This window comes from Paenibacillus sp. SRL342 (assembly GCF_984798905.1).
The window spans coordinates 3,773,491-3,785,627 of record NZ_OZ481790.1 but is presented as its reverse complement, the minus strand read 5'-3'; the positions used below and the strand labels follow the sequence as shown (position 1 = coordinate 3,785,627).

The window sequence follows — 12,137 nt, the reverse complement described above, 5'->3', positions numbered from 1 at the left end:
ACCTGTTTATTCTTCCATCATTCCTGAATCTTTGGCTTTGCGAGTTGCCTCCCTCCTTCCTTTCACATCCAATTTGGAATAGATGGAAGAAATATAGTTTTTAACGGTCCCTTCACTAAGAAACAAAGCCTCAGCAATATCTTGATTGCGCAAGCCAGATGCCAACTTGTGAAGTACTTCAATTTCACGTGCGCTCAATCCGTACTCGTTGCTCTTTGGAGCAGCAGACGGGGGGATATTTTTTATCAATTTGGCAGCCACTTCCTGAGAAATCAATGTACCTCCTGTATGAACCACACGTATTCCTGCAGCCAGCTCCTTGGGACGGATCGCTTTGAGTAGATAGCCCTCTGCTCCATGACTTAATGCCGTCAAAACATAATCCACTTCCTTATAAGAGGTCAGCATAATGATCTTAATCGCCGGAATCTGCTGCTTAATTCGTGACGTTGCAGCAACGCCATCCATGACGGGCATATTAATATCCATTAGCACGATATCAGGCTGAAATTGTTTACTGCCTTCAATGGCTTCTTCCCCATTTTTGGCTAATCCGACAATCTCAAAATCTTCTTCAAGAGACAGGACAATATGCAGACTTTCCAGAATAAGCTCTTGATCGTCGACAATTAATATTCTAATCTTCTGCATGTAACATCACTCCATTTAATGGAATTTCGCATCTCACCTCGGTGAACGACGTGGCTCCAGATGAGGATGAGAGGGTAAGCTTACCTCCAATTTCCTGAATCCGTTGCTTCATCGTGGTCAAGCCAAAGCCGTATTCCAATTTGTCCAATGGCTTACCATTATTTCGAATAACAATATGTAAGGCTTCCTCAACAAAGGAAAGCTCCAAATTCAGCTTAGACGCTTTTCCGTGTTTTAGCGCATTCGTAAACGATTCCTGAATCATGCGAAGAATAGCTTGTCGCGCTTTAAGAAGCATTGCATGTTCTGTCATAGGCAGATCCAATGTAACATTCGTTCCAGTGTGCTCGGCAAAGCTATCAGCAAGTACGCTAATCTGCTTAAAGAGGCTAGTATCGTCTTCTCCCATTTCGTGAACAACATCTCTCATTTCGTCGAGATTCCTCTCGGCTAACGCTCTCAAGCGAATAAGTCTATCTTTCACCTCAGCAGGCTTATGATCCAATAGAGCAATGGCCGCATCCAGACTCATGATCAGGGAAATAAAGGAATGCCCAAGTGTATCATGGAGTTCCTTGGACATACGACTTCGTTCTTCCATTAACGTTAATTTCTCGACCTGAGCGGCATAATGGCTCAACAACCTGTTCTGATGTTCAACTTCAACCGCCAAGGCATTTTTCTGACGATAAGCATTAGCTATGAAGCTTACCCATATACCAATAAAGCAAAATAACAAGTTGTCGAACCCCATACTCATGCTCAGGTTCAAGGTGTATCCTTGATTGAACAGGAAGACGAATGGTATCAAAAAAACAGAAGGGATAATCCAAAATGTCTTTCTGGTCAATAAGTAGCCCATGGTTAGGCTGGGAAGCAAGTAATCAGGCGAGGAGATGAATTCAGAATGGATAGTCATATTCACATAATATGAGCCGCCAAGAACGACCTCGGTAATACAAAACCACAGATTGTTCAACCGCAGTTGTGGAAACCAAAATAAGATCGGGACAAGGAAGGCCGCCAAAAGCCAGATGATCTCCAATTGAACGTGAGCCGAGTCTCCGGGTACAGTTAGAATTAGAATGGCAAGCAACAAGTAATGATAAAAACGAAGCGAGAATATACTCCAGTCCATGAAAGCAATGATTTTTTTCATTCTAGCTCCTAGATAACGAGAATCATTGAACGATGACTGCTCTGACTCCACGAAAATATTTTTCCACTCCCTACTCATCAAGTTTTATCACTACCTAAGAGTAAATCTTAGATTATTTCGCAAGAAAAATACAGTTCTTTTCCAAGTGGTCATAATTCTTTACGGCTTATCCATCTTGGGCATATGATCCATGAGAGTGTATATACTACAACACTAAATGCAGCTACTATTCCGTATACTAAAAGAGATTTTCTTCTATGTTCATATAGTAGTCTAGCAATGTTCTTAACCCTGCAATGGCAAGGGCAGTGACTACATAAGAAAGGATTATTCCGGCTTACTTTTTTCTCCATCAAGTAAAAAAGAACAAGGAATGTTCACACTAGCTGGCAGAAATGCAAAAATAAGAAAAAAGTATACATTCACATATACAGTAGATAACTCAAAGCTCGATAATATCATTGAAGTAATAATACAAATTACAGTAGCAACCAACTGTGAGATCCCTTCCGGCGTTATCGTTTCTCGTTAGTTCAATCCGATCACTCTTATTCTATGGTTTCTTCATAAAATACTACTGACATACCGTTGTCAGTAGTGTTTTTATATAGTTGGAGTAAGCAATTGTAAAGGAGTAGAAGTAAATGCGAAGTGTTTTTGATCCAAAATGTATTACTTATATATAGGAAGGATGATATCTCGTGAATTTTGCTTCTGTGCGCATCATTACTGATGATGTGGATCGTCTTGTCGGGTTTTATGAGAAAATTACGGGTGTCTCAGCAGAACGCCCTGCACCTGTCTTTGCCGAACTTGTTATGCCATCGTGCACTCTAGCGATCGGCCACTCCCAGACGGTGCAACTATTTGGCGCTGGTTCAGCTGTCGCGGCCAACAATCGTACAATCATTATTGAGTTCCATGTCCACGATGTCGATGCGGAATACGAGCGCTTGAAGCCGTTTGTCGATGAGTGGGTAAAGACACCTACCACAATGCCTTGGGGGAATCGTGCTTTGCTGTTTCGCGATCCTGACGGTAATCTGGTTAATCTCTTCACACCGGTGACCGAGGAAGCAATCCAACGTTTCAGTGGTAGGCATGCTTTCTAACGATCTCAATAAATGCTTCTACTTGAATGTTCTGATTATATCGACCGTTTCTGTAATCAACATCCGTGAGTATATTTGTATATTTAACAGAATGTCTAAGAGAAAAATTAAGGTTCCACTGGCATAAAGCTGGTGGAGCTTTTTTGGTTAATGACAACGTTTCTTGATGCAAAGTAACTTCTACATTCGGTTTGAGTGCACTGGTACCACAAATGATCACATTCTCCTGCGTATATGTATATACAAGTTTAGTGTTGGTCTTCATTTTCCTCTTCAATATTACGATAAATAGTATGGGGTTATATGAATAACCATATTTACTTTATTACATCCAAGGGGGAACCGTACGTGAGACAGACTCGCAAAAAAAAGATGGATTTAAGGTTCAAATTGTATTTGATTATTCTGGTTCCGCTACTGGCCATGGGCGGTCTAATTATGTGGGCCACTATCGACTCCAGTGAAAATGCATCATTAATGACCATGCAGCATAACAATCAGCAGCTGGCTGTGAATACCGCCTCTCAACTTGGTCAGGAATCGGAATTAATTAAGACATTATCTTCTACTGTTTCAGAGGAGAGCAAGGAATATAAAAGTCTTAGGGACGAACTCGTTAAAGTTAGGCTTCAATCGGGAGCCTTGTATGTTTATATGTATAACAAAACTTCGGACGGGTGGATCTACACCGTGGATGGAGCGGATTGGAATGATACAGAGTATAGTCCTTACGGCACTGCAATGGAATTCAATCCCCAGATTCAGGAACGCTTATTACGCGGTGAAGTTGTCACAACAGGCATTGTAGATGATCCAACCTGGGGACAGCTATTGTCCTCCTTTACACCAATCAAGGATTCGCAAGGTACTGTCATTGGCTATCTGGGCGTTGATATTTCTGCTGGAGCAGTGAATCAAGTCTCCGCTACATCTGTGAATAATGCTTATCAGACCATAATCCCGATTTTTGTGGTTGTACTGATTCTTTCTTTGGTCATGATGTTATTCGTAGTAAGAGGCATTCTCAGACAAGTACGCGATATTAAGTCAAGCCTCGAACAGGTTGCTGATGGGAATCTCAAAGTCGTATCCACACATATGACCAATGATCAACTCGGTGACATCAGTGATTTGATTAACATCATGGTTGCCCAATTGACGAACATTCTGATGGGAATACAGCAAGGATCAAATACGTTACAGCATTCATCCAAAGATATTTCGGAAACCGCTCAGACGAACCAGCGTCAGAGCGAAGAACTTTCCAGAGCGATTGAGGAGATTGCCATGGGTTCAATGAAACAGGCTGAAGAGACAGAACACTCCGTCCAGCACTCAGAGAATCTCGGCAAAATAATGGATGAAGTAGGTTCATATGTGAAACAGTTTACTTATACTTCAGAGCAGCTATCTTCTGTCCAAGTACAAGTTACACGTGAACATGAGGTTCTGCTTGAGAAGGGCCGAGAGAATGCCAAGCGTGTTGAGCATCAACAGGATATTTCCAGGTCTCTGACGACTCAATCCGAACTCGCTTCCTCTATAAGCGGTCAAATTCACAACATTTTAAAACAAACTCAAATACTATCCCTGAATGCTTCAATTGAAGCAGCCCGAGCTGGAGAAGCAGGTAAAGGCTTTGCAGTCGTTGCTGGTGAAATGGGACAGCTCGCTCAACAATCCGAACGTTCGATCCAGGAGATTGATGAGATCCTGGGTTCATTTGTTCAAGAAATACATCGGATGGGCAGTCATTTTGATGCGAATATGGTAGCAGTTAGGGAACAGGAGAAACAGATCGCTGATTGCCTCCAGGCATTTAGACAGGTTAGCCGCTTATCGACCGAAGTGCATGAGTTGGCTCAGAGTTTGGACAGCCGGACAATGGATATGCACTCTATTCGTCAGGAGTTGGAACAGAACCTCAGTTATATTGCTTCCGCAACCGAGGAAACTTCAGCCATGGCCGAAGAAGTCACGGCTAGTGCTGTGGAACAGCAACGGTCGGCGAGCGAACTGTCGAACATCTCCGGGGAACTCGCTGGTCTTGCAGGGGACCTCAAATCATATTCCGATCAATTTCAGATCGAAGTCCGTAAATCAGGTCCATAATAAAAAGACGGGTGTAACCAAAGTTATTAACGACAAAATGACAATGGTAATTTATGAGAAACACCTATAGAGGAATAGCCAATGGATTAAGTTAACCGCCTTTTAATGGGCGGTTAACTTTTGGTATGAGCTCCCAAGCCCAGCTACTTCATAAATAAGGCACTAAAAATAAGAACATCCTGCAAGAAATGAATCGTCAGCGCCCAGAAGAATCCTTTCGTTTCTAACATCGATTTGGCTAAAAACCATCCGATAAACGCTGCCATAATTACACCTGCTATCCCGCCTGGATGTCCAAAATAATGAACGGCGCCAAAGATTGCAGCGGCCAGTCCTTGAGCTACATACGAAGACAAACCATATTTACCTACAACGGCAACAAATGAAAACCGAAAGATGATTTCTTCAGAAAAAGCATTCATTAGTGCAAACACAAGGATGAGGACAACACCGGGATACAGCTCCAGTCTTACGCTTTCGCCGTGCACCACTTGGAAGTAGATAACGACAGATGTTACCAACGTAATGATGACCGCAAAATTTAGACCTAAGTGTTTCCATGTCTCTTTTTCTTTCGGCTTAATGCCGATCCACGGTTCGGGCCGAATTTTTCCATCTCGCTTTTTCAGATTTAAATACCTAAGTCCCCCCTTACCTGCCAACACGTATACAATGCCAATCACAATAACAGCTAATAACAACACCGTAATTTGATAACTAATCTCCAGGTTGTATACATCGCTGTCGAAGACCTTTAATGGGAGAAGCGGACTACTTCTAAACCATAACAGGAGAGGTGCGCAGGCAACCACCACGATCGTGATCAATAGGATGGGAATGAGGGTGGATCGTTTTTTATTCATTTTATTCTCCCTTGTTTGGATGACTTAAGGTTTCCAGCGCATGCTGACACCATTCCGTAGTCATCCGAAGATATCTCTCCCCATAGTCCAGGGTTAACAACCAGAGCTGGGCTTGCTTGCTTTTCCCTTTAGGAACACTCGCTTTAATTCCTGCCAACATCGTGATGAGCTGTTCGTTAGCTGTTAATTCCTCTTCAAGAAAAGTGATGAGTTGCGGGATATGACGTTCATCGGAGACAAAAAGCTTCATCAGCAGTTCGTTTCTCATTACGGGTTCTTCAGGTGGCAGAGCCAGCCAGGAATCAAGTTGGTCACATCCTTGCTCTGTAATGCCGTAGACAATTTTACGTCTCCCCGTCTTCGCTTCTTCTATCACCGAAACTGAGCCTTCTAACTGCAATTGTTTGATACTCTTATGAATATGTCCATACGATTCGTTCCAAAAAAGGCCGATGCTCTCCTTCGAAAACTTAACAAGCTCATATGCGCTCATGGGCTTCACACGAAGCAAGCCGAGAATCGCAAAGTGGGTGGTATTGATTCTTTTCATATGCCCTCCCATTCAAAATATATCTTTGAGATATATACAATTAGCATATTACTCCATTAGGATGAAGATTACAATTCATTTTTAGATATCTTTCATTCTGTTCTACAATACAAAAAGGAGTGATTACCGTAAGGTAACACCCCTTCCTATCTATAATAATGCAACATGCCTCAAATCATTTTTGAGTGCTGCTTAAACCTTTTAATTCCATGCCTCTTGTAAAAAACACAATTCCAATTGCAGCAAAGGTTACGTAATTACTTATCTTGGCTATTACTTCTTCATCATCCTCATAATTGATCCAGAACAAAAGAACGAATGGTGATACTATCATTAACACTTTCATAGCTAACATAAATACATAATGAATTCTTTGCTTACGCAAATTGCCTTCTTGTGAGGTTATTCTAAGGCTAACCTTAGAAGAGTCATAGATCGTTATTAATAGTGCGATGATGCTTGAATATGCCGTTATTTTCAAACCAATCTCAATCCATGGAACAAATGCTGCAACGGCGATACCCAGATAAATCCCAGCAGCTAAGTAAAAAAGGTTAATCTTAATCTTTCTGTGCAAAATCCCTCGCTCCTATCATATCACCTGTATATTTTACCATCATTATACAACAAAAAGTATTTGTTTACCTTTGTTTTATGAAACATCGCAGACAAAAGGTCGAGTTCGTTTACAGAGATTTTCATCGCTCAAAGACTTCATTTTAGCTCCTCTTTTTTCGATATATTAGGTACAGATTTAATTTAAATTTTAACTATCAGGTTCTGAGTTAGATCTGTACATTGACATACTTAGGGGGAACTGAAGTGAAAACAAAGATAGGATCCATTCTAAAAATGAGAACGTTAAGGGCTAAGTTAGTTTCTTTGTGCTTGGTTATACTTATCGTGCCCACAATCGTAATAGGGTTCAGTTCTTATACCGTTTCAAAAAATGAAATGAATGAATCCGGTAAGGCCGCACTTGAAAATAGTGTCCGAATGGTCATTGGTATGATTAATCTCCTCAACGAGCAGGTAGAGAATGGAAGTTTAACATTGGAGCAAGCGCAGGAAAAGCTCCGCGTAGAACTGCTCGGTGAAAAGAATGCAGATAATAAGCGGCCTGTAAAAAGTGAATATACTGTAGGGGAAACAGGATATCCATGGGCTGTTGGCAAAGATGCACATTCCGTAATGAATCCTTCAAATGAAGGTCAGGATTTGACAGATGTCGTTACAGAAGATGGCGTATATTTGGGAAAAGAGCTCGTTAATGTTGGAACAGCCGGAGGCGGATTTGTCACCTACAAGTGGGCTCTACCGGATACAGGTGAGGTAGAAACGAAAGTTTCATATGTTGAAATGGACCCGCATTGGGGATGGATCATCGGTTCGGGTGCCTACTTAAGTGAGTTTAACAGTGGTGCCACACAAGTATTGTATCTTGTTCTTATAATTATGGCTGTGGCGGTTGTTCTTGGTTCCATTATCGTTAGCATCATCTCAGGACGCCTAACGAAGCCGATCCTTATGGTCGCTAAGCGATTGAAATCCGTTGCGGACGGTGACCTAACCGTTGAAGAAGTTAAGATGAAGTCCAAAGATGAGATCGGTGAGCTTTCACAGGACTTTAATCATATGATTAAAAACATGAGAACGCTTATTAGTCAAGTCGATCTCTCTACCAAGCAGGTAGCCTCATCTTCCAAAGAGTTGACTCTTGGTGCGGAGCACACCAGTCAGGCAACTGAGAATATCACCATTTCCATCCAAGAATCTGCAGCCGGTGCACAAGAGCAACAAATGATGCTTCAACGGGCAACCAACTCACTCGAGGAAATATCGATCGGGATCCAGCGAATTTCGGAAAGCTCATCAACCATTGCCGATTCTTCTGTTGATGCGATGGAACTCGCGAACATAGGTGGTACAGCCGTAGAGCATACGGCGAAGCAAATGAATCTGATCAACAAGTCGGTTAATGAAACGGATGTAGTTATGAGAATGCTAGATGAACGTAGCCAGCAGATCGGTACGATGCTCATTGCAATTACGGATATTGCGAAGCAGACGAATCTTCTTGCTTTGAACGCTTCGATTGAGGCAGCCCGTGCAGGCGAAGAAGGACGCGGTTTCTCCGTAGTAGCTGCTGAAGTGAGAAAACTTGCTGAACAATCGAACCAGTCATCCGGGCAGATTTCTACGTTGATTCAAGATATGCGTACAGATATCGAACAATCGCTCAAAACGTTGAATCGAGTTAAACAGGACGTTGACTCCGGCATACAGATTGCTAATGAGACGGAACAACAGTTTAACAAAATCGTAGAGTCTACCAACTTTATCGCCCAACAAACGGAGGAACTTGCCAGCGTTACACAGCAGATCACGGCAAGCGTCCAAGAAATCACAGCGGGCCAGGAGCAAGTCTCCAATCTAGCACTTCAAGCTGCAGACAACTCCCAAAATATAGCTGCTTCTTCAGAAGAACAACTGGCTTCCATGGAGCAAATCACGAGTTTATCCACAACCTTGCAGGAAATGTCTCAAAAGTTAGAGCGTTTGACGATTCAATTTAAATATTAATTATGATTCTTCCAGGTCAAAAAAAGCAGCCGACCCCTTATACTTTGGTCGGCTGCTTTCTCCTTTTTAACTCACTTTAATCCACGATTATATTGCCCTCAGCAAGCTACACCAATCAAGCTCGCTTATAATTCCAGATCTGCAGCCCGGGCGTTCGCTTCAACCTGCTCCGGACTTTTGCATCCTGGAATGACGCAGCTAACGGCTGGATGCTTCAGACACCAGGCAAGGGCCCACGAGGCCATGTCGACCCCTTCAGGGACTTCATTCTTCTGGATTTCACTTACCAGCTGCAGTTTCTCATCGATCTCTTGACGCTCGCGTCCCTTTCTGACATTGTCATTGAACACGGCGCCCGGCTTGTACTTACCGCTCAGATAGCCGCTGGCCAGTGGGACTCTTGCAAGCACACCAAGGTCCTGCTCCTGACATGACGGGAATACCCTCTCCTCGGGCTTCTGGTCCAGACGGTTATATACGACCTGTATTGCCTTCGCGTTTAACTCACTAGCCTTGCTCGTCTGATGCAGATTATCGTTGCTGCCAATGGAGATACCAAGATTTCGAATTTTACCGGCCTGTACCTGCTTGTCCAGCATGGTCCACAGCTCGTCGTTATCAAACGCCTCATCTGATCCGGAATGGAACTGATACAAATCGATATAATCTGTTCTTAGGGCTTTCAGGGATTCTTCCAGTTGTACACGGATCTGATCCACACTCCAGGCATTGGTCCAGTGATCATGCCATTGATGACCAAACTTCGATGCGATCACCCAATCCTCACGCCGGTCACGGGACATAAAATCGCCGATAAAGTTTTCCGACATATGGTGAGGTCCGTAACATTCCGCTGTATCAATCAAATTAATACCAAGCTCTTTGGCACGGTAAAGAATATCATCGACTTCCTTCTGAGTATAGTCTTTACCCCAGTCCCCGCCAAACTGCCAGGTGCCCACACCTACGACGGATACATCCAGCTCGGTTTTGCCCAATCTTCTGTACTTCATGCTACTCACCTCGAGGTTTAATATGTTGGTCAATTGACCGAATGGAAAAATAAGTATTCAATTTACGATAACGCTTTCATAATAAAGGATAATTAACAAATTATCAATCTGAGGTATGCTCGTCGGTATACGCAAGAAGAACCCTCTCAAATTTAAAGGTTGACTTAATGTATCCCCTTTAAAGAAAAATGACTTGGCTTCACTCGTTTCACGCTCTCCGCTGGCTGAAGGCATAACAAATAAAGCCCCTTAGAAATTCATTGGATAAGCGGCACTGATTCCAATACCTTTTCTAAGGGGTCCACTTGCTTGATGTCAGAAATTAGAGAGTGAATTCTCTGTTTGCTTCATTGGATACCTGTAGGAACATCAGATTTATACTTTATCGCTTAATCCAACAATAGTTTCAAACGGTCGCAACACCAGCGGCAGCAAGCCATTCTCATAGTTGGTAAGCCAGATCTCTGAGAAGTTGAGGCCAAGCTCATCTTCCTCAAGCTCCACCATGTGTTCAGTAAGATTGATTACTACCAGCACCTGTTGGTCTGCCAGTGTACGTGTATATGCATATACACTCGGATGATCCGGCATATGAAGCTCATAAATACCATAAGTCAACGTATCGTGCTCTTTTCGCAGCTGAATCATTAGTTTATAAAATTGAAGAATGGAACGTTGTTCCTGGAGTTGTTTCTCTACGTTAATATGGATGTAATTGTCATTCACTTTCAGCCATGGCGTACCACTGGTAAACCCTGCCTCTTTGGCCGAGGACCATTGCATCGGCGTTCTGGAGTTATCACGACTCGAAGCCCAGATGATGTTCATGATCTCCTCATGCGACATCCCCTCTTCACGTTTGATCTGATATAAATTCTGGTCGGCGATATCGTTATAGTCCTCTATGGAAGGGAAAGACACATTTGTCATGCCTATCTCTTGCCCCTGGTAGATGAATGGGGTGCCTTGCATGAAAAAGTACATGGCTCCAAGTGCTGTGGCACTTTCATACCAATACTCTTTATCATTTCCCCAAGATGAAACTTTGCGAGGTTGATCATGATTTTCAATAAACAAAGCATTCCAACCGACGCCTTCCAGTGATTTTTGCCACTTGGTCAAGACGTTTTTCAGTTTGGGAACATCCAGTTGCCTGTCTGTGCTGTTTTTCCAAAGGTCCAGATGTTCGAATTGAAAGACCATATTAAATTTCCCTCTGACTTCACAGATCCAATCCAGCAGATCTTCTTGGTCCTCTACCTTTACTCCATTTGCTTCCCCAACAGTCACGACGTCATATCTGGATAATGTGTTCTCTTTCATTTCTTGCAGATAATTCTGGATTCCCTTCACATTCATATGCTTTTCAAAAGAGGAGATGTACTTGACGCCTTCTCTTATTGGCATGTCCAAGAGACCCTCTTCTTTGTGAATATGGCTGATTGCATCCACACGAAAACCATCAATCCCTTTATCCAGCCACCAATTCATCATTTCATATATGGATTTCCGAACCTCCTGATTTGCCCAATTCAAGTCTGGTTGTTTTTTGGAGAATAGATGGAGATAGTACTGTCCGGAGACTTCATCATATTCCCAAACAGAACCGCCAAAGATGCTCTCCCAGTTATTTGGTTCATCTCCATTCTTCCCATCTCTCCAGATGTACCAATCCCGTTTGGGGTTATCCAGCGAAGCTCTGGATTCAATAAACCACGGGTGTTCGTCACTTGTATGATTAATCACCAAGTCCATAATGAGTTTCATGCCGCGGTGATGCACTTCATTCAGTAATTGATCAAAGTCCGCCATCGTGCCGAATTCATCCATAATGGAACAGTAATTGCTGATGTCATACCCATTATCGTCGTTAGGTGACTTATACATCGGACAGATCCATATCAGATCAATACCGAGATCTTGAATATAATCCAGTTTTGAGATGATCCCCTTAATGTCACCAACCCCATCTCCGTTGGAATCCATAAAACTTCTCGGATAGATTTGATAAGCTACTGCCTCTTTCCACCATACTCTTTTCATTGAATACAATCCTTCTTTCTTGAGAACTGAACATTATATAACGTATTATGC

Annotated in this window: 10 protein-coding genes; 3 read left to right on the top strand and 7 right to left on the bottom strand. The window is 42.6% G+C overall.

The genetic code is table 11. From position 1 onward, the window contains the following. Positions 1–6: 6 nt before the first annotated feature. Together AC4E8D_RS16570 and AC4E8D_RS16565 are read right to left on the bottom strand one after the other, a co-directional pair. Complete coding sequence (locus AC4E8D_RS16570; protein WP_221821341.1) at positions 7–651, bottom strand: response regulator transcription factor; 645 nt, start codon at positions 649–651, stop codon at positions 7–9. Continuing rightward, on the bottom strand, positions 638–1,810 hold the full coding sequence (locus AC4E8D_RS16565; protein ID WP_221821339.1) for a sensor histidine kinase: 1,173 nt from the start codon (positions 1,808–1,810) through the stop codon (positions 638–640). Before AC4E8D_RS16565 ends, AC4E8D_RS16570 begins: the two co-directional genes overlap by 14 nt. A 701-nt stretch (positions 1,811–2,511) precedes the next feature. Between AC4E8D_RS16565 and AC4E8D_RS16560 the strand changes: the two genes are divergently transcribed. Together AC4E8D_RS16560 and AC4E8D_RS16555 are read left to right on the top strand one after the other, a co-directional pair. After that, on the top strand, positions 2,512–2,922 hold the full coding sequence (locus AC4E8D_RS16560; protein WP_221821337.1) for a VOC family protein: 411 nt from the start codon (positions 2,512–2,514) through the stop codon (positions 2,920–2,922). Positions 2,923–3,270: 348 nt separating this feature from the next. After that, complete coding sequence (locus AC4E8D_RS16555) at positions 3,271–5,034, top strand: methyl-accepting chemotaxis protein (RefSeq protein WP_490204963.1); 1,764 nt, start codon at positions 3,271–3,273, stop codon at positions 5,032–5,034. Between the two features lie 143 nt (positions 5,035–5,177). On the opposite strand, the gene AC4E8D_RS16550 is transcribed toward AC4E8D_RS16555, so the two are convergent. The 3 genes from AC4E8D_RS16550 to AC4E8D_RS16540 all read right to left on the bottom strand — a co-directional run bounded on the left by AC4E8D_RS16550 (position 5,178) and on the right by AC4E8D_RS16540 (position 7,024). Then, complete coding sequence (locus AC4E8D_RS16550) at positions 5,178–5,897, bottom strand: CPBP family intramembrane glutamic endopeptidase (RefSeq protein WP_221821333.1); 720 nt, start codon at positions 5,895–5,897, stop codon at positions 5,178–5,180. A 1-nt stretch (position 5,898) separates the two neighbouring features. After that, the gene (locus AC4E8D_RS16545; RefSeq protein ID WP_221821331.1) at positions 5,899–6,447 is read right to left on the bottom strand and encodes a PadR family transcriptional regulator; all 549 of its coding nucleotides are present in this window, start codon (positions 6,445–6,447) and stop codon (positions 5,899–5,901) included. A gap of 175 nt (positions 6,448–6,622) precedes the next feature. Beyond that, a complete protein-coding gene (locus AC4E8D_RS16540; protein ID WP_221821329.1) occupies positions 6,623–7,024 on the bottom strand; it encodes a hypothetical protein in 402 nt (133 codons plus the stop codon). 245 nt (positions 7,025–7,269) lie between these two features. Between AC4E8D_RS16540 and AC4E8D_RS16535 the strand changes: the two genes are divergently transcribed. Continuing rightward, positions 7,270–9,030: a methyl-accepting chemotaxis protein gene (locus AC4E8D_RS16535; protein WP_221821327.1), complete on the top strand. Its 1,761-nt coding sequence runs from the start codon at positions 7,270–7,272 to the stop codon at positions 9,028–9,030. A 125-nt stretch (positions 9,031–9,155) separates the two neighbouring features. On the opposite strand, the gene AC4E8D_RS16530 is transcribed toward AC4E8D_RS16535, so the two are convergent. Further along, positions 9,156–10,043, bottom strand: coding sequence for an aldo/keto reductase (locus AC4E8D_RS16530; protein WP_336758054.1), 888 nt, complete (start codon positions 10,041–10,043; stop codon positions 9,156–9,158). A 375-nt stretch (positions 10,044–10,418) separates the two neighbouring features. Beyond that, positions 10,419–12,086 (bottom strand): glycoside hydrolase family 13 protein, encoded by a 1,668-nt coding sequence (locus AC4E8D_RS16525; RefSeq protein ID WP_490204962.1) that lies wholly within the window; start codon positions 12,084–12,086, stop codon positions 10,419–10,421. Positions 12,087–12,137 lie beyond the last annotated feature (51 nt).

What these genes read in the sequence shown, in the direction of transcription:
- AC4E8D_RS16570 (WP_221821341.1), bottom strand. Translation starts at nt 651, where the DNA reads ATGCAGAAGATTAGAATATTAATTGTCGACGATCAAGAGCTTATTCTG.
- AC4E8D_RS16565 (WP_221821339.1), bottom strand. Translation starts at nt 1,810, where the DNA reads ATGAAAAAAATCATTGCTTTCATGGACTGGAGTATATTCTCGCTTCGT.
- AC4E8D_RS16550 (WP_221821333.1), bottom strand. Translation starts at nt 5,897, where the DNA reads ATGAATAAAAAACGATCCACCCTCATTCCCATCCTATTGATCACGATC.
- AC4E8D_RS16545 (WP_221821331.1), bottom strand. Translation starts at nt 6,447, where the DNA reads ATGAAAAGAATCAATACCACCCACTTTGCGATTCTCGGCTTGCTTCGT.
- AC4E8D_RS16530 (WP_336758054.1), bottom strand. Translation starts at nt 10,043, where the DNA reads ATGAAGTACAGAAGATTGGGCAAAACCGAGCTGGATGTATCCGTCGTA.
- AC4E8D_RS16525 (WP_490204962.1), bottom strand. Translation starts at nt 12,086, where the DNA reads ATGAAAAGAGTATGGTGGAAAGAGGCAGTAGCTTATCAAATCTATCCG.